The 19,833-nt window shown below is 62.7% G+C and carries 24 protein-coding genes; 17 read left to right on the forward strand and 7 right to left on the reverse strand.

Annotated features, from left to right (window positions below; genetic code table 11):
- The first annotated feature begins 52 nt into the window (after positions 1–52).
- From NKH59_RS00555 to NKH59_RS00575, 5 genes are all read left to right on the forward strand, one after another.
- Positions 53–1,114 carry an ABC transporter permease gene (locus tag NKH59_RS00555; protein ID WP_352489990.1) on the forward strand — a complete coding sequence of 354 codons (1,062 nt, stop codon included), beginning with the start codon at positions 53–55 and terminating at the stop codon, positions 1,112–1,114.
- Between the two features lie 53 nt (positions 1,115–1,167).
- A complete protein-coding gene (locus tag NKH59_RS00560) occupies positions 1,168–2,172 on the forward strand; it encodes a sugar-binding protein (RefSeq protein WP_352489989.1) in 1,005 nt (334 codons plus the stop codon).
- A gap of 47 nt (positions 2,173–2,219) precedes the next feature.
- Positions 2,220–2,969, forward strand: a complete 750-nt coding sequence (locus NKH59_RS00565) for a glucose 1-dehydrogenase (RefSeq protein WP_352489988.1) — start codon at positions 2,220–2,222, stop codon at positions 2,967–2,969.
- 183 nt (positions 2,970–3,152) lie between these two features.
- Positions 3,153–4,064 carry a DUF930 domain-containing protein gene (locus NKH59_RS00570; protein WP_352541197.1) on the forward strand — a complete coding sequence of 304 codons (912 nt, stop codon included), beginning with the start codon at positions 3,153–3,155 and terminating at the stop codon, positions 4,062–4,064.
- Positions 4,065–4,223: 159 nt separating this feature from the next.
- On the forward strand, positions 4,224–5,024 hold the full coding sequence (locus NKH59_RS00575) for a class I SAM-dependent methyltransferase (protein ID WP_352501257.1): 801 nt from the start codon (positions 4,224–4,226) through the stop codon (positions 5,022–5,024).
- A 64-nt stretch (positions 5,025–5,088) separates the two neighbouring features.
- On the opposite strand, the gene NKH59_RS00580 is transcribed toward NKH59_RS00575, so the two are convergent.
- The 4 genes from NKH59_RS00580 to NKH59_RS00595 form a co-directional block, all read right to left on the reverse strand.
- Complete coding sequence (locus NKH59_RS00580) at positions 5,089–5,664, reverse strand: dihydrofolate reductase family protein (protein WP_352541198.1); 576 nt, start codon at positions 5,662–5,664, stop codon at positions 5,089–5,091.
- Between the two features lie 101 nt (positions 5,665–5,765).
- Complete coding sequence (locus NKH59_RS00585; protein ID WP_352501259.1) at positions 5,766–6,299, reverse strand: SRPBCC family protein; 534 nt, start codon at positions 6,297–6,299, stop codon at positions 5,766–5,768.
- Positions 6,296–6,685 carry an ArsR/SmtB family transcription factor gene (locus NKH59_RS00590; RefSeq protein ID WP_352501433.1) on the reverse strand — a complete coding sequence of 130 codons (390 nt, stop codon included), beginning with the start codon at positions 6,683–6,685 and terminating at the stop codon, positions 6,296–6,298. The genes NKH59_RS00585 and NKH59_RS00590 overlap by 4 nt, the downstream gene beginning before the upstream one ends.
- Before the next feature lie 145 nt (positions 6,686–6,830).
- Entirely contained in the window at positions 6,831–7,466 is a 636-nt protein-coding gene (locus tag NKH59_RS00595; RefSeq protein WP_352541199.1) for an ankyrin repeat domain-containing protein, read from the reverse strand.
- Between the two features lie 229 nt (positions 7,467–7,695).
- Here NKH59_RS00595 and NKH59_RS00600 point away from each other — a divergent pair, with 229 nt between their 5' ends.
- Positions 7,696–8,550, forward strand: a complete 855-nt coding sequence (locus tag NKH59_RS00600; RefSeq protein WP_352501260.1) for an aldo/keto reductase — start codon at positions 7,696–7,698, stop codon at positions 8,548–8,550.
- 227 nt (positions 8,551–8,777) lie between these two features.
- Here NKH59_RS00600 and NKH59_RS00605 read toward each other — a convergent pair whose 3' ends face one another.
- The gene (locus NKH59_RS00605) at positions 8,778–9,083 is read right to left on the reverse strand and encodes a hypothetical protein (RefSeq protein ID WP_023677305.1); all 306 of its coding nucleotides are present in this window, start codon (positions 9,081–9,083) and stop codon (positions 8,778–8,780) included.
- A gap of 237 nt (positions 9,084–9,320) precedes the next feature.
- On the opposite strand from NKH59_RS00605, the gene NKH59_RS00610 reads away from it, so the two are divergent.
- The 11 genes from NKH59_RS00610 to NKH59_RS00660 all read left to right on the forward strand — a co-directional run bounded on the left by NKH59_RS00610 (position 9,321) and on the right by NKH59_RS00660 (position 18,070).
- Positions 9,321–10,613 (forward strand): Nramp family divalent metal transporter, encoded by a 1,293-nt coding sequence (locus NKH59_RS00610; protein WP_352541200.1) that lies wholly within the window; start codon positions 9,321–9,323, stop codon positions 10,611–10,613.
- Between the two features lie 731 nt (positions 10,614–11,344).
- The gene (gene msuE / locus NKH59_RS00615; protein WP_352541201.1) at positions 11,345–11,902 is read left to right on the forward strand and encodes an FMN reductase; all 558 of its coding nucleotides are present in this window, start codon (positions 11,345–11,347) and stop codon (positions 11,900–11,902) included.
- 52 nt (positions 11,903–11,954) lie between these two features.
- The gene (locus NKH59_RS00620; protein WP_352541202.1) at positions 11,955–13,319 is read left to right on the forward strand and encodes an LLM class flavin-dependent oxidoreductase; all 1,365 of its coding nucleotides are present in this window, start codon (positions 11,955–11,957) and stop codon (positions 13,317–13,319) included.
- A gap of 40 nt (positions 13,320–13,359) precedes the next feature.
- Positions 13,360–14,208: an ABC transporter permease gene (locus NKH59_RS00625; protein WP_352501264.1), complete on the forward strand. Its 849-nt coding sequence runs from the start codon at positions 13,360–13,362 to the stop codon at positions 14,206–14,208.
- A 58-nt stretch (positions 14,209–14,266) separates the two neighbouring features.
- The gene (locus tag NKH59_RS00630) at positions 14,267–15,265 is read left to right on the forward strand and encodes an ABC transporter substrate-binding protein (RefSeq protein ID WP_352472197.1); all 999 of its coding nucleotides are present in this window, start codon (positions 14,267–14,269) and stop codon (positions 15,263–15,265) included.
- A 37-nt stretch (positions 15,266–15,302) separates the two neighbouring features.
- Positions 15,303–16,064: an ABC transporter ATP-binding protein gene (locus tag NKH59_RS00635; RefSeq protein WP_352541204.1), complete on the forward strand. Its 762-nt coding sequence runs from the start codon at positions 15,303–15,305 to the stop codon at positions 16,062–16,064.
- An 88-nt stretch (positions 16,065–16,152) separates the two neighbouring features.
- Complete coding sequence (locus NKH59_RS00640; protein WP_352541205.1) at positions 16,153–16,788, forward strand: BA14K family protein; 636 nt, start codon at positions 16,153–16,155, stop codon at positions 16,786–16,788.
- Positions 16,789–16,916: 128 nt separating this feature from the next.
- Entirely contained in the window at positions 16,917–17,246 is a 330-nt protein-coding gene (locus NKH59_RS00645) for a DUF2934 domain-containing protein (RefSeq protein WP_287286361.1), read from the forward strand.
- 3 nt (positions 17,247–17,249) lie between these two features.
- Positions 17,250–17,399, forward strand: coding sequence for a hypothetical protein (locus tag NKH59_RS00650; protein ID WP_023677295.1), 150 nt, complete (start codon positions 17,250–17,252; stop codon positions 17,397–17,399).
- Between the two features lie 146 nt (positions 17,400–17,545).
- On the forward strand, positions 17,546–17,806 hold the full coding sequence (locus NKH59_RS00655; RefSeq protein ID WP_352587141.1) for a hypothetical protein: 261 nt from the start codon (positions 17,546–17,548) through the stop codon (positions 17,804–17,806).
- A gap of 3 nt (positions 17,807–17,809) precedes the next feature.
- Positions 17,810–18,070: a hypothetical protein gene (locus NKH59_RS00660; protein WP_352744131.1), complete on the forward strand. Its 261-nt coding sequence runs from the start codon at positions 17,810–17,812 to the stop codon at positions 18,068–18,070.
- Here NKH59_RS00660 and NKH59_RS00665 read toward each other — a convergent pair.
- Positions 18,067–18,771, reverse strand: a complete 705-nt coding sequence (locus tag NKH59_RS00665) for an SOS response-associated peptidase (RefSeq protein WP_352744129.1) — start codon at positions 18,769–18,771, stop codon at positions 18,067–18,069. The genes NKH59_RS00660 and NKH59_RS00665 overlap by 4 nt on opposite strands.
- A gap of 112 nt (positions 18,772–18,883) precedes the next feature.
- Entirely contained in the window at positions 18,884–19,102 is a 219-nt protein-coding gene (locus NKH59_RS00670) for a hypothetical protein (protein WP_292659780.1), read from the reverse strand.
- Positions 19,103–19,833: the final 731 nt, after the last annotated feature.

A 19,833-nucleotide genomic window follows, 5' to 3' on the forward strand; every position in this document is an offset into this window, starting at 1 on the left:
TCAGGAGTCAGTTGGCGTTCGGGGCTCAGTCGAAGAACATGGCCGGCCGGCCATGTCGGATTTCGTCCCGACCAAGGAAAAAACAGTTCTCCAACGTGTGATTTCAAGTCAGCCCTTCTGGGTGATGATCGCGCTCATCGCGCTCGTCATGTTGATGACTGCGATGGAGCCGAGCTTCGGCACCTCTGAAAACGTCGCCAATGTGACGCGCAACTTCGCACCTTTCGGCATCATGGCACTTGGCATGACGATCGTCATCATCACCGGCGGTATCGATCTGTCGGTCGGCTCCGTCATGGGTCTCGTGGTCATCGTCGCCGGCCTGTTCCTCACCTGGCATTATCCCTGGTACGTCGCCTTCGCCATGGGCCTTTTCTCCGGTCTGGCCTGTGGCGCGGTCAACGGATTCTTTGTCGCCTATGTCGGGATGCCGTCCTTTGTGGTCACCCTCGGCATGCTGTCCGTCGCGCGCTCGCTGGCGGTCGTATTCTCGGCCAACCAGATGCTCTACCAGTTCGGGCCCGATGCTCCGATCGTGAAGGCAATCGGTCAGTGGAAATGGCCGCGGCATGGTCCGAACGACTGGGCACCGCATTGGATACCAGAACTGTCGTCACAGTTCTGGACCATGGTGATCCTGGCCCTGATTGTCGGCTTCGTATTCAACTTCACAGCCTGGGCCAGGCATCTCTTCGCCATCGGCGGCAATGAGGAGGCGGCACGGCTCACCGGCGTTCCGGTCAACTGGATTAAATTCGAGGCCTATGTCTTCTCGGCTTTCACCGCCGCGCTCGCCTCGCTCCTGCTCCTCGGCTATAACGGCTCGGCTATAAATGCCATGGGCCAGGGCTACGAACTGCGCGTTATCGCCGCGACAGTCATTGGCGGCGCCAGCCTCATGGGCGGCGCCGGCACGGCCTTCGGTGCGATCATCGGTTCGGCCTTCCTCGAGGTGATCAGGAATGCGCTGCTGATGGCCGGCATCGATTCAAACTGGCAGGGTGCCTTCGTCGGCGCCTTCATCGTTCTTGCGGTTCTCTTGGGCATGCAAACGGGCGGCAAATCGATTCTCGCCGCGTCGCTGGCAGTCTTGATGCCCAAAAAACGCCGCTAGAAACCCGCCGGCGGGAGGCTTGCGGGACATCACACCAAGGAGGAGAACGTCACATGAAAAAACATCTGCTGACGGCCGCCGTCGCGCTTGGCGCAATGGTGCTTGCCGTTTCCGGCGCCCAGGCGAAATACACCTTCGCCCTGGTGCCGAAGAACATGAACAATCCTTTCTTCGACCAGGCACGCGACGGCTGCAAGAAAGCCGAGGCCGAATCCAATGGCGCCGTGGAGTGCATGTATATCGGCCCCGGCGAGCATGGTGGTGGCGACGAGCAGGTGCAGATCGTGCAGGATCTCGTGGCCAAGAAGGTGGACGGCATCGCCGTGTCGCCATCGAACGCCGCCGCGATGGCGGTTGCGTTGCAGGCCGCCAAGGAAGCCGGCATCCCGGTCCTCACCTGGGACTCCGATCTCCTGCCCGAAAACAAGGATCTGCGCGTTGCCTATATCGGCACGCACAATTATGAGATCGGCGAGAACCTCGCCAAGCTTGTTATGCAGATCAAGCCCAAAGGCGGCACGATCTGCATCCAGTCCGGCGGCGCCGCGGCGGCCAACCACAACGAGCGCATGCAGGGCATTCGCGATACGCTTTCGGGCACCAAATCGGCGGCCTCGCCCGGGGATCGGCTGACGGGCCAGAACGGCTGGACCGAAATCGAAGGCTGTCCGCTCTACACCAACGATGATTTCCCGCTTTCGGTGCAACAGTTCGAGGATATCATGGCGAAAAACCCGAACCTCGACGCATTCGTCCCAACCGGTGGCTTCCCGCAGTTCATTCCCGACGCCAACCGCGCCGCGGTCGCACCGTACAAGGACAAGATCGCCTCGAAAGCCCTGGCCCTTGTCGTTGCCGACACGCTTCCGGTACAGATCGACCAGATGAAGGAAGGTTTCTCCCTTGGCCAGGTCGGTCAGCGGCCGTTCGAGATGGGCTACAAGACGATGATGGCGCTGAAGGACATGAAGGAGGGCAAGGCTCCGCCGGCCGACCCGACCTACACGGGCCTCGATGTCTGCACTCCGGAGACAGCCGACACCTGCGTCGCCAAATAGCGCTTTTGGGCGGGAGGAAACTCCCGCCCTTTTCATAGGGGATCTCAATGCCGGAATTGTTCTCGCTCAAGGGCCGTGTCGCATTGGTCACGGGTGCCTCGCGTGGTCTTGGTTTTGCCATGGCCAAGGCACTTGCCGAAAACGGTGCGACGGTGATCGTCAATGCCCGCGACGTGGCCGCCCTTTCCGTGGCGGCCGAAAGGATCGGTGCAGAAGCCCTGCCGTTCGATGTCACCGACGCGGCGATCTCAAGGGCGTCGCTCGAAGGAATCGTCGAACGCCACGGCCGCCTCGATATTCTGGTCAACAACGCCGGCATCCAGCATCGGAAACCGCTGGTCGAATGGCAGGACGAGGATTTCAACCATGTGGTTGCCGTCAATCTGTCGGCTTGCTTCCGCATGATGCGCGACGCGGTGCGCCTGATGCTGCCAAACAAGTTCGGGCGCATAATAAACACCGGATCGGTCGCAGCGATCCTTGGCCGCCCCACCATTCACGCCTATGTGGCGGCAAAGGCGGGCCTGCACGGGCTGACACGCTCCACTGCCGCTGAGCTGGGCCGTCACGGCATCACCGTCAACGCCATCGCCCCCGGCTATTTCGCCACCGAGCTCAACACCGCACTTATGCACGACGAGGCCTTCACCAAATGGGTCGAGGCACGAACCCCCGCGGGCCGCTGGGCCCAGCCTGAGGAGCTCGGCGGAGCCGTGGTGTTTCTCGCCTCCGACGCTGCCGCTTACGTCAACGGGCACGTGCTGGCGGTTGACGGCGGGCTATCGGTTTCCCTGTGATTTCAACCGGCGACACCGTGCCGGGAGGGCGTGCCTGCTAGCCGCCTGAAATGACGACTTGATGCATGCGCTGCTGGCCCGGTCCCCTGCGCGGACGCCGACGCCACACGATTGGATGCCGCGCCGCATTGCAGCCGCCGACTTTCGATTCGCAACAGGTTATTTCGACGTCTGGCGGCATCGATGCTTGATGCCGCCAATATTTCATTCCACACACCGGTCACGATGAGAGACGACATACGGGATCAGCGCCGGGTATTCGGGTGGGCCTTGCCTGCCTCCGCGGTCGTGCATTTGCTCGCCGCCGCGCTTCTTTTGTCCGCACTGCCGCTGTCGTCCCCGCAGCCGCAGAAGGAGCAGCCCATCGCAGTTGATATCGTGCCGCCGCCTAAACCGCCGGAAAAAACCAAACCTCCGTCCCCCGCTGAACCGCCCAAGCCGGAAAAGCAGCCGGAAGCCAAGGTCGAGACGCCGACGAGCCGTGAGGTCACCGCGCAGAGACCTGTCTTCCAATTCGGTGAGAAGGACGCCGGTCCTCGCAAGTCTCTGGACGGCAACAGTGCGGAGGATGGTTCGGAACAACCGCCAGCGCGGCAAGATCCCAATAAACAGGACCCTGCACAGGCGCCGGACGTGACCGCGGTCGACGGCAGAGACTCGGCTCCGTCGCCTGGCGCATCCGCGCCGCCTAAGCCCAAGCCAGCGAACGTCGCCAAGGAGCAAAAACCCTTGAAGCTTCAGCAAGCCAAGACGTTGTTCTCGGAAGCAGCAACCGGTGATCCGATAGCGACAATCGCAATGGCTGCTTTGCCGCGCGGCGAACGGGTCGGGCAGCTCTGCGCCACGGAACTCGGCGGGCAGTTGCTCCACGCCTCGCCCCCCTATTTTTTTGACAGCATTCCCAAGTATCGGTTGAAGGAGGGCACGGTCCTTGACGTCGCCAGTGCACCCTTTCCCGTCAACGGGCAGTGGTACGACCTGAGCTTTCGTTGCGAGGTCGATCCGGACGCGACGAAAGTCATTTCCTTCGGCTTCCGTGTCGGAGATCCGGTGCCGCGCAGCGAATTGAAGCGTCGCGGGCTGCCGGCCGAATAACTCGCTGAGGCTAGTCGAGGCCGACGCGGGGACATCAATCCGCGAAGCAACCCGGCATCCATAAGTTAGCTTTCGCCAACGGCTCCCCGAGGTGGACGAATGCTCGCCCGCCTTGGCAATCGCTGTGTCGAGGTTTAGCTTATGCTAAGGGAGGGTTCGATGACTTCAAGTTTCAACGTTCACCATGCTGCCGGCTATGAGCAGCTCATGGGCCGCTGGAGCCAAAAGCTCGCGCCGCTGTTCATCGGTTTCGCGGGCCTCAAGGACGGCGAAAAGATCCTCGACGTCGGTTGCGGCACCGGCAGTCTGACCTTCGCGCTCGCCAAGGCCGCTGACCTCGGTGAGGTCGCGGCGATCGACTTTTCGGCCGTTTTCGTGGAGGAGGCAATCCGGCGCAACACCGATCCGCGGATAAAAATCCGTCAGGCGGATGCCTGCGCCCTGCCCTTTGAGGACGGCGCGTTCGACCGTGCCCTGGCCCTGCTCGTGCTCCATTTCGTGCCCGAAGCCGGCAAGGCAGTCGCCGAGATGCGCCGCGTCGTGCGGCCGGGCGGCGTCGTCGCGGCGACGGTATGGGACCATCTCGGCGGCATGCCGGGGATGCGCATGATGATCGACACGGTGGCGGTGCTCAGTGAAGGCGGACGCCAGCTGCGTGCCCGCTATTGCACGCAGCCGATGATGCAGCCGGGTGAAATGAAACGGACCTTTGTCGAACAGGGTCTCCGCGACGTTACGGAAACCCAGTTGATGATCCGCATGGACTACCAAAACTTCGATGATTACTGGGCGCCGATTGCCGCCGGCGAAGGGCCGCTCGGCAAGTATGTGGCCGCGCTCGACCCGGAAGAGCGGGCGCGCACCGACGCCGCCATGCGCGACGCCTACGAGGCCGGCCGGCCCGATGGCCCGAGGTCCTTTGCCAATGTCGCCTGGGCCTGCCGCGGCGTCGTTGCCTGACCTTGGCGCTAATGCATGCCGCGAAAAAAGCGCGTCGCATGAGGCCGATCGAACGCGACGCGCTTTAGCCGATCCCATAGACCAGCCCGACGCGGCCGTCCGAAAGCTGTTCGACCTTGCGCAGTTCGAGCCCACGACGATTTTTCGCCGTCCCAAACAGCGCCTTTCCGTCACCGGCGAGCAGCGGATAGACGATCAGCCTGAGTTCATCGACCAGCCCGGCATCGATAAGGCTCGCGGTAATTCGGGCGCCGCCCATAAGGTAGATGTCCTTGCCGGGCTGCTGTTTCAGCGCAGCGATATCCTCGAAATTCCGCACGAAGCGCGTCTTTGGCCAGGCCGCCGAAGTCATTGTGTTCGACAGCACATAATGCGGCGTCTGCGCGGCGAAGCGGGCCCATTCTAGCTCGGCCGGCTTCGGCAATTTGCCGGTCATCGGCAGCGGCTTGTCGGGCTCGTTCTGGATGGCGCTCCAGTAGCGCTCGTAGCCGGCATACATGACGCTGCCAAGCAGGCAGACATCGATTTGCGGCGTCAGGCCGTATTCGTCCGACCACGCGTCGACCCAATCGGCGTAACCCTCGGGCCCCTCCATCTTGCCATCGACGGAAATCTTCATTCCAGCGATCAATTTGCGCATGACTTCCTCCATCAGGCTTGCGGGATGCAAGCACGTTTCATCGGTTCAGCGTTGCTTCGTGTTGCTGGCGGCGACCTCAGGGATAGCCGCCGCGAGTTACATCAGGCCGGCAGACGGCGGTCGTATTCTTCCCGCAGGTGGCTCCAGCCGTCCCAGAACGAGGTCGGCGTCTTGCCCGCCAGGCGGGCGGCCAGCAGGTCGAGGTGGATGTGCCAGCCGGCGGTGATGTTGAGCTGGATTGCACGTTCCGGCAGGCGGCGATGAACGACGGTGAGCAGCACATCGCTACCCTTCGCCTCCAGCAAGAAGGAGACGCCGCCGGTGTTTCCCCAGGTGATGGAAAGCTTGGACGGCGGATCGAGTTCGGTGATCCGGCCCTCCATACGATGCTCTTCGGGAAAGCCCGCGGGGCGCTGGCCAGGCGGGTCCGTCAGCTCGTCGTTACGCCAGACCAATTCGAACGAGCTGCCGGCCTTCAGTTCCATCTGGCCCGCGGCCATCCATTGCCGGCGCAAGTCACTCTCGGTGAGATAGGCCCAGACGCGCTCGATGGGGCCGGGCAAGAGGCGCTGGATGGTGAACGTGGCGGGCTCGCTCAGCTCGCCATAGGCGTCGATGCTTCTCATCTGGTTCATTGCTCGTCTCCTTCATTCGGGTTGGGCGATTTCCTGGACTCATCCTGGGCTTTGCGTGCGTCCTCTTCGCGAAGAAGGCGTTCGAGAACATCGAGACGACCGGTCCAGAAGCGCTCGTAGAAGCTGAGCCACTGATGGGCGCTGGCCAGCGGTCCAGGGGCTAGTCGGCACAGATGCGTGCGGCCCCTCACCTCTCGACGAATAAGCCCTGCGTTCTCCAGCGCCTTGATGTGCTTGGAGGCCGCCGCGAGCGACATCGCGAAGGGTTCCGCCAGCTGGCTTACCGTTTTCTCGCCATCGGCGAGATCGCGAAGCATGTGCCGCCGGGTGGCGTCGCCAAGGGCGTGAAAAACCGCGTCCATCTGGGGTGTCTCTAATTCAACCATGTAGTTGAATATAGACGCGCGCTTTGAGATAGTCAACCATTTGGTTGAATAATTTATGCGAAGCGCCGCGGGGCCGCTTGCGCCACCGAGCGCGTCGACGTGACGGGAGATAGGGACGCGCCCCGCGACAGTAAGGGCGAGGCCCTTATTTGCCGTCGAAGAAACTTTGGATCGCGGCTTCCAGCTTTTCGATAAGCTGAGGGTTGTGGCAGCTGCCAGCCCAGATCAGGGCGTTTAGCCTCATCTCTTTGTTGATAAAGCTCACTTTCCCAGAATCCAGCAGGTATTCCGCGATCTCGTAGTGCCGCCCCTTGATAGCCTCGATGAGCGCGTTGTTTCTCCCCGTCTTGTCGGTCAGATTTACTTCCGCGCCATTCTCCACGAGCAACTTGACGACTTCGAGATGCCCGTTCTTCGCCGCCTCGATAAGAGCCGTTCTGCCGTAGTAGTCAGCTCGCGCGTTGATCTCTATTTGGGGGTGTCTCACGAGGACTGAGATACACGCGTAATGTCCCTTGGCCGACGCAAGGCTCAAGGGCGTGCTCTTCCACTTGTTTCTGGCATTCACGTCGATTTCCGGGTCTTCGATCAGCGCCTCCACCACAGCTGTGCGGCCATTGAGGGCTGAAAGGTGAAGTGCAGACCAGCCGCCGTCGTCCGACTGATTGATGTCGGCGCCAGCCGCCAATTCCGATCGAACCGCCTCCGCATCGCCTTGTTCTGCCGCGACCAGCAGGGGCGACCAGTCTCTTGCCCCTTCGGCTTCCAAGCTGTTGGTCAACGCAGTCGCCTCCTCGGATCGTCCACAGAATACCACAGAATCCGCGATAGTGGGGTCGTCCTGTATAGAGTTCCCTGGAGTCCGTGGGTCGCAGAGAGCTGTCGGCCCGAAGCGGAGGATCAGCGCTTCACGTCCGTCTCCTCACATTCTCCTGATATCGACTGGCTTTGGCGGCCATTCAGACTAGATAGAGCCTGCGCCGGGCGGAACGATGCAGAAGGACCTGAACATGCCTGAACAGATTACACTGAATAGACCTGAACAAATCAGATTGAACGACGGCTCCGCCATTCCGCAAATCGGCCTCGGCGTGTGGCAGGTCGATCCAGCCATCACCGCCAAGGTGGTGCGCTGGGGAATCGAGGCCGGCTACAGGCTGATCGACACCGCCGAAGGCTATCAGAACGAGGAAGGTGTCGGGCAGGCGATCCGCTCGGCCGGCGTCCCGGGAAGCGAGTTGTTCATCACCTCGAAACTGCGCAATGGCGCGCATCAGCGCGACGCCGCCTTGCGCGCCTTCGACGAGACGATGAGCAAGCTCGGCATCGAACAGATCGACCTGTTCCTGATCCATTGGCCGGTGCCCAGCCAGGACAGATATGTCGAGGCCTGGAAGACGCTGATCGAACTCAGGCAATCAGGCCGGATCAAGTCGATCGGCGTTTCGAATTTCAACCAGGACCACCTCGAACGGATCATCGGCGAGACCGGCGTCACGCCGACCGTCAACCAGATCGAGCTCCACCCCCGCTTCCAGCAGCGTGACAAACGTGAATTCCACGACAGGCACAACATCCGCATTGAGAGCTGGAGCCCGCTGGGCAGCGGCCGGCTGTTGAGCGATCCGACGCTTGAAAGTATCGCCAGGAAACACGGCAAGTCGGTGGCGCAGACGATCGTCAGGTGGCACCTTCAGGAAGGGCTGATCGTCATTCCAAAGTCGATCCACCAGGACCGCATCGCCGCCAATTTCGATGTCTTCGATTTCGAGTTGGAAGCGAAGGACCTCGAGCTTATCCGGGGCATGGATTCGCCCGACGGCCGCACCGGCCCGAACCCCGCCACGGCCGCATTCCTGTTCTAACGAGGCGGGCCAACCGGGACGTTGGCATTCCTTCACACCCCCTCTGTCCTGCCGGACATCTCCCCTTCAAGGGGGGAGATCGGCAGCTTCAATAGCCGCGCCCTTCTTGCAGCGTCGGAGATTAGCGAAGGCCGCGATGAGGGCCAATCCCCCCTTGTGGGGGAGATGTCCGGCAGGACAGAGGGAGGCGTTGTCCCGCCAGCGATCAAAACTACCTTCCCGCTAGCTCATATCCCGGAGCCATCCACCAGCGGCACATCTTCGCCCTCCCAGGGGCTCGGCATCGATCCCTTGCTGAGATTGGCCGACGGCAGCGGCATCCAGCACTTCAGTTCGGGTTCGGCATATTCGACGATGCGTCCTGGAGACGAGTCGGAGGCGCGCCAGCCTTCGCTGCCGAACTGATCGGCGCGGGCCCAGTAAGCCATGTCGACCTCGGCCGGACCCTGCTCGGACGGCCGAACCGTGACAAGGATTCTGCTGCCGTCCCTTGGCGCGCTCGACATGTGGCGCCACTGACCGGGCTCGTCCATTGCATTTCCTCCTGCGATCTTCGCCTCGAACGGATAGTCGCTTCGCGTTCGGAAGTGGTCAACCTGAACTTTTTTTGCCTGAGACAAAACCCCTGTCCGGTCGTCGCGGAACAAGTCATGGCACGCCGGGTTTGGGCAAGTTGTTGAAGGAAGCAAAATGAGACCAGCGCCGCGACCCATCCTTACCATTATTGCATGGCAGGCCGCGTCTTTCGTTCGCAACCCGGTCCGGTCGCAATGAGGCAGGCCGGTTCCGATCATTCCATCCCACCGAAGGAGGGCAAGGGCGGCATAGGACGAGCGCTCGGCCTCGGCCTGATAACAGGGGCGGCCGACGACGATTGTTCCGCTATAGGCACCTATGCAAGTGCCGGCGCCCGTTTCGGACCCGACCTGCTCTGGACGGCCCCGGTGACGTTGCCGATGATGTACGCGGTTGTCTATCTGTCGTCGAAGCTCGGCCAGGTGTCGGGGCGCGGATTGTTCCACGTCATCAAGGACTTCTACCCGCGGTGGCTGCTCTGGTCGGTGCTGTTGGGTGTGCTCGTCGGCAACACCATCGAGGCAGCGGCGGATCTTGGTGGAATGGCGGCGGCGATCAACATATTCGTGCCGCTTCCCATTCCGCTGATCGTGCTGTTCGTCGCCGCCCTCATCTTCGCCCTCCAGGTTTTCGGCTCCTATACTTTGATCCGCAACATCTTTCGCTGGCTGGCGCTGGCGCTGCTCGCCTATGTCGGTGCCGCCATTCTGGCCAAGCCGGACGCCGCGGCGGTGCTGCGCGGGACGTTGCTCCCCAGGATCGAATTCAATCGCGAGTTCCTGTCGATCCTGGTCGCCATCATCGGCACGACGCTGTCCGCCTATCTCTATACGTGGCAGTCCAATGAGGAGGTGGAGGAGGAGATTGCCCAGGGGCGCACAACGCTCAGCCAAAGGAAGGGCGCTACCGAGAGCGAACTCCGCCGCTCGCGCCGGGACATCCTCATCGGCATGATGTTTTCAAATCTCATCATGTATTTCATCATCCTGTCGACGGGGGCGACGCTCTACAAGGCGGGGCATCACGATATCGACACGGCCGCGCAAGCCGCGGAGGCGCTGCGGCCGCTCGCCGGCCAGGCCGCAAGCGTTCTGTTCGCCGCAGGTGTGATCGGCGTCGGTTTCCTAGCGGTTCCTGTCATGACCACCGGCGCTGCCTATGACGTGGCACAAGCCATCGGCTGGAAAAACAGCCTGCACGCCCGGGCTCGAGAGGCGCCCAAATTTTACCTCGCCATCGGATTTTTTACGGCGATCGCCGCTGGCCTGAACTTTCTCGGCTTCAATCCGATGAAGGCGCTGGTCTGGTCCGGCATCGTTCAAGGCTTCTCGACACCGCCCTTGCTGCTGCTCATCATGCTGATGACGAACAGCCGCAGGATCATGGGCGATCAGGTTAACAGCCGCAGCACCAACATACTCGGCTGGGCAACGACCGTCGCCATCTTCTCGGCGACGATCGGCCTGGTGGCAACCTGGTTCATGTAAATCCGGCAGGACAAGGGACGCCGCCAGTTGGACTACCCGTTCCCGCTTGCGGATTGCCCCAGCTTTGCCGGCCTTGGAAACTCCACAACATCTCCCACCGGCCGCTTGTATTGCGCTGCGACAATTGCATCGATCAGGAGATCCAGAGCCGCACGAGCCGTGCGGCTCGTCTCGTCCTCGCCGCTCAAATAGTGGCAGGCTCGTTCAAGGTGCAGGTGTGCGGCGGCAAAGTCGCTTGTCATAGGCATCTCCCTGTTGCCCGCCCGCCGGCAAGATGACCGCCTCGATTTAGCTAAAAGCAAATATCCACAGCCGGATTTGAATCAAATTGGCCTGACTCACTGCATGCCGCGGAGCCACTCCAGCGCCGTGGCCTGTGCCTCGCTTGCATCCTCCCCGAGGACCGCTAGGCCGTCGAGGATCGTGGTATCGGGACATAGTTCCTCGACGTCGCGCCGGGAGCGTCCGAGGGCGACTTGCCTTATATGTCCGGCCGGTTCATGCGCTCTGCCCGACGCGCTGCGCCATCGCGGCTGAAGGCGCTGTGGCGGGTTTTCAGCGCGCTGCGGCGCATTGAATGAACCAATTGTGGGCGATGTGCCGCAAACTCCGTTCGCCCAATGCGCTACTTTTGAAATTTTCTCACTCTCTTAATTCTACAAACTCTCTAGATTTAACATAGATCGCTAGACCCAAGATCTTAAAATAGAGCGCTTGAGAGGGAGCCAGGAATGTCGAAAAAGCTCGTGGTGGGGCTGTCGGGCAATTTGACCCGGCCCTCGAAGACCAAGGCGTTCGTCAGCCACATCGTCGGGCAGGCCGCCGAAAGCATCGGCGCGGCCTCGGCCGTCTTCGATATCGAGGATCTCGGCGCTTCCCTGCCGCAGGCAAGGCGCCTCGGCGACCTCGACCCGGTGGCGCGCAACATTGTCGAACGGCTGCTGGGCGCCGACATCCTGGTGGCCGGCTCGCCGACTTTCAAAGGCAGCTATACCGGGCTTTTCAAGCATTTCTTCGACCTGCTCGATCCGTCGTCGCTGAGGGGCAAGCCCGTCATTCTCGCCGCGACCGGCGGCGGCGAGCGCCATTCGCTGATCGTCGAGCACCAGTTGCGGCCGCTGTTCGGCTTCTTCGAGGCGCTGACCGTGCCGACCGCGATCTACGCCTCCGACAAGGATTTTGCCAATGGCGTGCTGGTGTCGGAAGCCATCCACGCCCGCGCCCGGCAGGCGGTCGCCGAGGCATGCCGTGTAACCGGGGTGCCCTACGGCGTCGGCCTTGCCGCCTGAACGCACCACTGACCCGAGATCCCCTTTCCGATCCGTCCAGGAGCACGCCGCGATGACCAGATCCACCAAATCCAGGCAAATCAAACTGGGCGCTTTCCTGCCCGGCGGCGGACAGCATATCGCCGCCTGGCGCCACCCCGAGGCGCCGGCCGACGGCGCCACCAATTTCGAGTTCCACAAGCAGCTCGCCCTGACCGCCGAGCGCGGCCTGTTCGACGCCTATTTCCTCGCCGACAATCTGACGGTCGGCCTCGGCGCGCGTGAAGGCGGCAATGCCAAGATCGCCGGCTTCGAGCCAGTGACGCTGTTTGCAGCGCTGGCGCCGCTCACCACGCATCTCGGCTTCATCGCTACCGCCTCGACCACCTACGAGGAGCCCTACACGCTCGCCCGCAAATTCGCCTCGCTCGATCATCTGTCGAACGGCCGCGCCGGCTGGAACGTCGTCACCTCGGCCGGCGACGAAACCGCGCGCAACTTCAATCGCGAGACGCAGCCTGCCCACGCCGAGCGCTATGCCCGCGCGCATGAGCACGTCGAGACGGTCAAGGCGCTGTGGGACAGCTGGGAGGACGATGCCTTCATCCGCGACAAGAAATCGGGGCGCTTCTACGACAAGGACAAGCTCCACGACATCGACCACAAGGGCGCGCATTTCAGCGTGAAAGGGCCGCTCAACGTGCCGCGCCCGGTGCAGGGGCATCCGGTCGTGGTGCAGGCGGGGCAATCGGAAGACGGTCGCAAGCTCGCCGCCCACTCGGCGGAAGTCATCTTCACCGCCCATCAGAACCTGGCGTCGGCGCAGGAATTCTATCGCGATATCAAGGCGCGCGTGACGGCCGCCGGCCGCAATCCCGAGCAGGTGCTGATCATGCCGGGCGTGGCACCTTTCGTCGGCCGCACCGAAGAAGAAGCGCGCGCCAAGTACCAGCAGCTGAACGATCTCATCCTGCCCGAAGACGGCGTCGCCCTGCTCAACGGGCTGGCCGGCCAGACGCTCGACATCACCGGCTATCCGCTCGATGGACCGCTGCCGCCGAGCAAGGAGACCGAAGGCATGAAGAGCCGCCAGGCGCTGATCCGCCAGATTGCCGACGAGCACAACTTCACCATCCGACAGCTTTACCAATGGGTGGCAACGGCCCGCGGCCATTATACCGTCATCGGCAGCGCCACGCAGGTCGCCGATCAGCTGGAGGAATGGTTCGGCAACGAAGCCGCCGACGGCTTCAACATCCTGCCGCCCTGGCTGCCCGGCGGGCTCGACGACTTCGTCGAGCTGGTGATCCCCGAACTGCAGCGCCGCGGCCTGTTCCGCACCGCCTATGAAGGCAGGACCCTGCGCGAGAACCTCGGCCTCAGGCGGCCGGAAAACCCCTGGACCGCCGCCCGCTCGGCGGTGCTGGCCGCCGAATAATCCCGAGAAGCCCGATATTTTCCAAGCAGGAGGCAACCCGATGACCTTGCAGCACATCGAACAGGCCGCCAGCCTCGGCACGCCTGACAGCACGACAAGCCTCGGCACGGACTTCCTGCGCCTCGGTGGCCGGGCGGGCATCCGCTTCCTGTCGCGCTACGGCGTCCTCATCGCTTTCCTCGCAATCTGGCAAGTGTCGAGCAGCGCGGGCTGGGTCAACGCGGCCGTGCTGCCGCCGATCGACATGATTGTCGCGGCACTTTGGAAGGGGCTGGTCGGCGGCACTCTGCTCGGCGACATCGCCATCAGCCTGCAGCGCGCCGGTCTCGCTTTCGCGGCCGCCGTGCTGGTCGCCATCCCACTTGGCCTGTTCATGGGTCAGGTGCGCACGGTCGAAACCGCGCTCGATCCCATCCTGCAGGTTTTCCGCCAGACCTCGGCGCTGGCGCTCTATCCCGTATTTATCCTGCTGCTTGGGCTCGGCGAGGCCTCCAAGGTGTTCGTCATCTTCTGGGCGACGCTGTTCCCGTTGCTGCTCAACACCATCGGCGGCGTCAAGCAGGTCGATCCGAAACTGCTGGAGATGGCCCGCGTCTACGGTGCCAGGCAGCTCACCGTCTTCCGTCGCGTCGTGCTGCCCGGCGCCGTGCCGTCGATCTTCGTTGGGCTTAGGCTCAGCGCCACCACGGCGCTGCTGCTGTTGATCGCTTCCGAAATGATCGGCGCCAACAAGGGCATCGGCTTCCAGGTGATGAACGCGCAATACAATTTCCAGATCCCGCTGATGTTTGCGGCAATCGTCATCCTCGCCGGCCTCGGCCTGATTGCAAACCAGGCGCTGGTCAGCCTGCAGCGCCGGCTCTGCCGCTGGAGCAATTCCGTCGACTGACCACCCGCCCTTACCAATCTCAACCAGGCCAGAACTCAAATCAGGAAAGACCCGGACCATGAAAATCTCCCGCCGTTCCCTGCTTGCCGGCGCGCCCTTCGCCGCCGGCCTTCTCGCCGCGGGCCTGCCGCGCTTCGCCTTTGCCGAAGCGGAACCAGTGAAGTTCCGCTCCCTCGCCAGCCGTGGCAGCATCTCTCCGCATGAGCTGGCCGGCGAGCTCGGCTATTTCAAAGGCCTCGGTATCGAGGTCGAGAATGTCGGCTATTCCGGCGGCGGCCCGGAATCATTGTTTGCGCTGGCCTCCGGCAGCGTCGATATCGGCTCGGCTGCAACCGCAGCCGTGATCAACTCGATCTCCGGCGGCAACGACTTCGTCGCCGCCTATCCGAGCAACGGCATCAACAGCAAGGTGCGCAGCGTCTTCTACGTGCTGGACGACAGCCCGATCAAATCGATCGCCGACATCGCCGGCAAGACCATCGCCGTCAACACGCTCGGCGCCCATCTCGACTACACCGTGCGCGAGGCGCTGCACAGCGTCGGCCTGCCGCCGGATGCTGCCAATCTCGTCGTCGTGCCCGGACCGCAGCTCGAACAGACCTTGCGCTCCCGTCAGGTCGACATCGCGGCGCTCGGCTACTGGCAGGCGACGTTTGCCGGCGCCCTCGTGGACAACGGCGGCGTGCGTGGCGTGTTCAACGACACCGACGTGCTGGGCGAGCTGGCCGGCGGCTTCGTCGTGCTCAGGCGCGACTTCATCGCCGCGCATCCGGACGCCGCCCGCAACTTCGTCGAACAATCGGCGCGCGCCTCCGACTGGTCGCTGCAGAACCCCGACGAAGCGCGCAAGGTGCTCGCCACAATCCTCGACAAGCGCGGCGAAAACGGCGAACTGGCGCGTTACTGGACCGGCTTCGGCCTGCGCCAGGGGGCCAAGGCGACGGACCGCGACATCGACTTCTGGGTCAGCGTGCTCGAGCGCGACGGCCGCCTGCCAAAGGGCAAGCTGAAGGCAACAGACATCCTTTACCGGCCGGGCGAAACCAAGACCAACTGACAAAGGCAACCGACCAACCAGTTGGGAGACGCGCGCGATGAGCAGCACAAGCGGCGGTCAGGTCAGCATACGCGACCTGTCCAAATCGTTCAGCATCAGTGGGCGCTCGCTCGCTGTTCTGAGGACCCTCAACCTCGACATCCGCTCGGGCGAATGCCTTGTCATCGTCGGCGCCAGCGGATCGGGCAAGACCACGCTGCTGCGCATCCTTGCCGGGCTGGAGGCCGCCGACAGCGGCGGCGTCGCCATCGACGGCAAGCCGGTGCACGGCGTCGGTGCCGAACGTGCGGTGATCTTCCAGGAACCGCGCCTACTGCCCTGGTTGACCGTGCTCGGCAATGTCGCCTTCGGTCTCGAAGTGCGCGGCGTGCCAAAGGCCGAGGCCGAGGAACGGGCGCGCTTCTATATCGCGCTCGTCGGCCTCGCCGAATTCAGCGATGCCGTTCCCCGGCAGCTGTCGGGCGGCATGGCGCAGCGCGTCGGCATCGCCCGCGCCTTGACCGTGCAGCCCGAAATCCTGCTGCTCGACGAGCCGCTGGGCGCGCTCGATGCGATGACCAAGATCGGCATGCAGGAGGAACTGGCGCGCATCTGGAGCGAGGAGAACGTCACCATGGTGATGGTGACGCACGACCTCGAGGAAGCAATCTACCTCGCCGACCGGGTGCTGATCCTGCCCAAGGAGAAAGGCGGCGCGGCGCGGCTGATCGACATCGACCTGCCCCGCCCGCGCGAGCGCAGCGAAAGCCGCTTCGTGCGCTACCGCGAGGAATTGCTGCGCGAATTCGGCCTGCACTGAAAGCCGCCTAAGACCCCTGCCCCGCTCTTTCCTGGAACCGGATTCCCCGCCCCCGCATTTCCTTAACCGGGAGGCGAAGGAGCGCGGCATGAAAGCCTTGTTCGCAATCTTTGGCGGCTTCGTGCTGACGCTCGCCGTATTCGCCAGCGGTCTCGCCTTCGCCACCTGGCTTCTAATAGCCAAGCCGGTACGGCCGGCCGCCCCGGCCTCCAGCGTCGCCGAACTGTGGGCCAAGGATCCGCGACCGGTGAACCCAGCCTCGCAGCGCCTCGAGCGCCTCCCGGCCCGCCCGGTCCCCGTTCGCACCTCGGAAGTTGATCGCACCGCGAAACCCGCCGACACCGCAGCAGCTTCGACACCCGACACCACCGGCTCCATCAAGCCGGTGGTGGAAGAGCAGCAGACGCTACCCGCCGCCCATGTCGAATGGTGCGCCAGCCGCTATCGCTCCTACCGGCCAGACGACAACCGCTACACGTCCTACAGCGGACAACAGCGCCCCTGCATCTCGCCCTATTTCGACACCGGCGCCGCCGATGACGGCAGCTATTTCGAGGCGAGCGATACGTCGTCGGTGGAGGGCTACCCGCCATCGGATGAACCCGGCGCCGCCGAGCTCTCATTCGACCACGTGCAATACTGCTTCAGCCGCTACCGGTCATATCGACCGGAGGACAACAGCTATCAGCCGTATTCGGGCGGGCCGCGCAGGCAGTGCGAGTAGGCAGGCCGTGGGGTGGCTGGCGGCCGCAGTGCATAGCGCCTTGTGCGACCCCACCCAACGATCACGCAGATTTCTTGGATCATTCGGGTTGGCGCGGCGTTCATCCGATACCCAAAGGAGAAATCAACATGGGCGACGACCGGGAAGACAAGATTCGTGAGCGCGCATACCAGATCTGGGAACGCGAAGGCGGGATCCATGGCGATCCCGAGCGGCACTGGCACCGGGCCGAGGCCGAGATCGACAGGGAGGCGGCCCTGCCACTGACGGCAGGCGATGCCCTGCCGGAAACCCGCGAGGTCGCGAGCTCCGACGTTTTGACGGTGGAGGCCCTGGCGGTGCGCACCGGCATATCGGGCGAACAGGCGCAGGAGCTGATCGACAGGCTGGGAAACGACAGGGCGGCTATCGAACAAGCCGCGCGCAACCTTAAGGGGAAGCAGCGGCTCGGGGAGTGACAGATGATCAGAAAACTCAAAGACGGAAAATACCGCCTCTATTCGCGCAAGAAGGACGAAAAGACCGGCAAGCGCCGCAATCTCGGCACCTTCGATACCCGCGAGGCCGCCGAAAAGCACGAACGCGAGGTGCAGTATTTCAAGAGGCATTGAGGCGGCGTGCTGTCGCTTCGGTGCCTCCATTAGTTGATATTGAACAAAACGGGAACAAAAATGTCAAGAGCGAATTGACTCTGCGAGGAATGCCTTCCTATTTGTCAGTAGGTGGGGCGGTTGCTCACAAATCGAGGAGAGCCGCGATGGGCAGACGAAAAAGCCGGTTCGACAGGCTGTCGGCGAGGGATGCGGAGGCGATCATCAGGGACACTTTGAGCCTGCGCCGGACGGTGCTGTCGTCGCAGCTGCATCTGAAGGCGCATGGCGAGCTGTTCTGGCAGCTTTGCGGGCTTGTCGAGAAATTGCATGAGGTGCTGGCCAGCGTAGCGGAGAAGGAGCCAGATTATCGGATGGCGGAGCTTGGCCTGCTTCCGCTGCCCGAGGATTACTCGACCCGGAAATGAGCCATGGCCGGGCCGATGGACAGCGTTGGACGTGCCGCCAAGGCCAACATGCTGCTTATCGTGGAGTGCGGCCACTGCTACCACGTCGGGCGCTTCAGGGCGAATGACGTGGCCCAGGTGGTGGGCTGGAACAAGCCGCTGGAAGCGATCAGGTTCAGGTGCAAGCGATGCAGCCGCAAGGACACGATGGTGAAGACGCAGTTCATCGACCAGGATCATCCGCCCAAGGGCTACATCTGGGTGCTGCAGAAATTCAAGCGCTAAAACAATGAGCCTTGCGCCGGCGCCTGCTGCGGAAACTTGATCTGTGTCGCCGGTTTTTCGACGATCACCAGCGCGTCATCGGGCGCCGTGCGCTGCAGGTGCCTTGCCTCCGACCACGGCGCGGTGAGCCAGGTCTCGGTTTCTTCAGGCGTGGTCAGGATCACCGGCATTGCCTTCTCGTGGATCGGCGCGATCAGCGCGTTGGGCTGGGTCGTCATGAAGCCATGGACCTGGTGATCGCCAGGGCCGTCCTTGACCTTGCGAATGCCCTGCCAACGTGTCCACAGGCCGGCAAAGAAGAACAGCGGGCGGTCCTCGCCGAGTGCAAACCAGTAGTTGCGCTGAATGCCGGTCTCGGGGTCCTTGTCGCCGGGCGTCGGGCTGGGCTCGGCGAAGCTGGTGACGGGCACAACGCAGCGGTTCTCGATGCCGAGATATTGCTGCCAGTGGCCGTATTGCGGGTTGCGGATGTTGGTGGTGCCGTAGTCGGCCTTGCCCTTCACCCGCTCCAGCGGCGTCGGCATGCCCCACAGCAGATTGGCCAGTTCGCGTTCGCCGTCCAGCGCATTGCGCACCACCGGGCCTGGCTGGTTGGGATAGATGTCGATGGACGGTTCGAGATTGCCGAGGATATCGCGCAAGGCGCTTGTCCATTGGCGGATGGCCTCCTGGCTGGTCGTGATATTGTAAAGATTGCACATTTCAGGCCGTTCCCGGATGCTCAGGCATCTTGTTGGAAACGGTCCAAAATTTCCAGCGCTGTCCGTTGGGTTGCTGACACGGCAGGCCGTGTCAGCAATGGTTTTGTGAGACCTACCGCGCCGATTGTCTCATAGCTTGTGCGGCGACTGCCGCGAGAAAGGCCCTCGCCGCGGCATCGCAGGCCGCTCGAGACGGGCCTTTGGCGAAAAGAAGAAGCTCGGCGGCTCGAATGTTGAGCCCGTGCTTCCTTGCGAATGTGGCTAGATCGTAAGGCTTGTTGTCGTAAGGTTCGTCGTCGTAGTCGATCGTCAGATCGTAGTTTTCTTTCATTTTCTTCCTCCCTTTAGCGATCTCCCCCCTCCTGTCGCTAACGCAAAATTAACGTCGATGGCGGCGGGCGAGTCCACCAATCAGAGATTGTGTAAAAAACGTACGAGCTCGCATGCTCGCCCTCGCAACGGGCCTGCGAGCAATCGCCGCCGACCGGACCGGTCGAAAGAGCCGATTATGATGGCAATGTTGGAAAGGCTGCCACGGCCTGGTGCTACGAGGTGTCCGCGACGCCTAGCGTGCCTAAATGGCCGGCATTTTCATCTTCCAGGCCCCGGTCCGCAGCCGGCCTCGTTGGGTCCGGCTAAAGGATAAATCCGGCTAATAACACCGTAAGGAGTAGTGACAGCGGAACGGCCGCAAGCCACCAGATCTCCAACGTGTTGTTTTGCAGCGGGTCCATCATCAGCCTCACTTTTTGGTTTGTCATTGTGACACTAACGGTTGGTCGGAGGTAGCGGTTCCAAGCGACGCCGTTCATAGAGCGCTGCGTGTGCTGCATATTAGCAACAGCTTGACGACCGCTACGTACCGCTTGGACAACTTCACTGGCGCCGGTGGATGCGTATTCCGCAGGACTGCAAGCGCCCCTCGGCATCAGTCGTGCGGGGATCGATCGCCGCCCATGATCAGCGCCGAGCCGGTCATGCCCCGGAACCCGATGGCTGCATCTACCTCCGGCCGAAGTCTCGCTACCACCGAGCCGATCCGATGTTCACTCCGGCCAGCGA

The sequence above is a fragment of the Mesorhizobium sp. M0998 genome (genome assembly GCF_040318885.1).
Classification (GTDB): Bacteria; Pseudomonadota; Alphaproteobacteria; order Rhizobiales; family Rhizobiaceae; genus Mesorhizobium.

Excerpts from the sequence above, each read along its gene's own strand:
- NKH59_RS00650 (WP_023677295.1), top strand. The coding sequence starts at position 17,250 with ATGATCAGAAAACTCAAAGACGGAAAATACCGCCTCTATTCGCGCAAG.
- NKH59_RS00645 (WP_287286361.1), top strand. The coding sequence starts at position 16,917 with ATGGGCGACGACCGGGAAGACAAGATTCGTGAGCGCGCATACCAGATC.
- NKH59_RS00555 (WP_352489990.1), top strand. The coding sequence starts at position 53 with ATGTCGGATTTCGTCCCGACCAAGGAAAAAACAGTTCTCCAACGTGTG.
- NKH59_RS00640 (WP_352541205.1), top strand. The coding sequence starts at position 16,153 with ATGAAAGCCTTGTTCGCAATCTTTGGCGGCTTCGTGCTGACGCTCGCC.
- NKH59_RS00560 (WP_352489989.1), top strand. The coding sequence starts at position 1,168 with ATGAAAAAACATCTGCTGACGGCCGCCGTCGCGCTTGGCGCAATGGTG.
- NKH59_RS00660 (WP_352744131.1), top strand. The coding sequence starts at position 17,810 with ATGGCCGGGCCGATGGACAGCGTTGGACGTGCCGCCAAGGCCAACATG.
- NKH59_RS00635 (WP_352541204.1), top strand. The coding sequence starts at position 15,303 with ATGAGCAGCACAAGCGGCGGTCAGGTCAGCATACGCGACCTGTCCAAA.
- NKH59_RS00665 (WP_352744129.1), bottom strand. The coding sequence starts at position 18,771 with ATGTGCAATCTTTACAATATCACGACCAGCCAGGAGGCCATCCGCCAA.
- NKH59_RS00625 (WP_352501264.1), top strand. The coding sequence starts at position 13,360 with ATGACCTTGCAGCACATCGAACAGGCCGCCAGCCTCGGCACGCCTGAC.
- NKH59_RS00565 (WP_352489988.1), top strand. The coding sequence starts at position 2,220 with ATGCCGGAATTGTTCTCGCTCAAGGGCCGTGTCGCATTGGTCACGGGT.
- NKH59_RS00655 (WP_352587141.1), top strand. The coding sequence starts at position 17,546 with ATGGGCAGACGAAAAAGCCGGTTCGACAGGCTGTCGGCGAGGGATGCG.
- NKH59_RS00610 (WP_352541200.1), top strand. The coding sequence starts at position 9,321 with ATGAGGCAGGCCGGTTCCGATCATTCCATCCCACCGAAGGAGGGCAAG.
- NKH59_RS00575 (WP_352501257.1), top strand. The coding sequence starts at position 4,224 with ATGACTTCAAGTTTCAACGTTCACCATGCTGCCGGCTATGAGCAGCTC.
- msuE (WP_352541201.1), top strand. The coding sequence starts at position 11,345 with ATGTCGAAAAAGCTCGTGGTGGGGCTGTCGGGCAATTTGACCCGGCCC.
- NKH59_RS00620 (WP_352541202.1), top strand. The coding sequence starts at position 11,955 with ATGACCAGATCCACCAAATCCAGGCAAATCAAACTGGGCGCTTTCCTG.
- NKH59_RS00600 (WP_352501260.1), top strand. The coding sequence starts at position 7,696 with ATGCCTGAACAGATTACACTGAATAGACCTGAACAAATCAGATTGAAC.
- NKH59_RS00585 (WP_352501259.1), bottom strand. The coding sequence starts at position 6,299 with ATGAACCAGATGAGAAGCATCGACGCCTATGGCGAGCTGAGCGAGCCC.
- NKH59_RS00605 (WP_023677305.1), bottom strand. The coding sequence starts at position 9,083 with ATGGACGAGCCCGGTCAGTGGCGCCACATGTCGAGCGCGCCAAGGGAC.
- NKH59_RS00670 (WP_292659780.1), bottom strand. The coding sequence starts at position 19,102 with ATGAAAGAAAACTACGATCTGACGATCGACTACGACGACGAACCTTAC.
- NKH59_RS00630 (WP_352472197.1), top strand. The coding sequence starts at position 14,267 with ATGAAAATCTCCCGCCGTTCCCTGCTTGCCGGCGCGCCCTTCGCCGCC.
- NKH59_RS00590 (WP_352501433.1), bottom strand. The coding sequence starts at position 6,685 with ATGGTTGAATTAGAGACACCCCAGATGGACGCGGTTTTTCACGCCCTT.
- NKH59_RS00570 (WP_352541197.1), top strand. The coding sequence starts at position 3,153 with ATGCTTGATGCCGCCAATATTTCATTCCACACACCGGTCACGATGAGA.
- NKH59_RS00580 (WP_352541198.1), bottom strand. The coding sequence starts at position 5,664 with ATGCGCAAATTGATCGCTGGAATGAAGATTTCCGTCGATGGCAAGATG.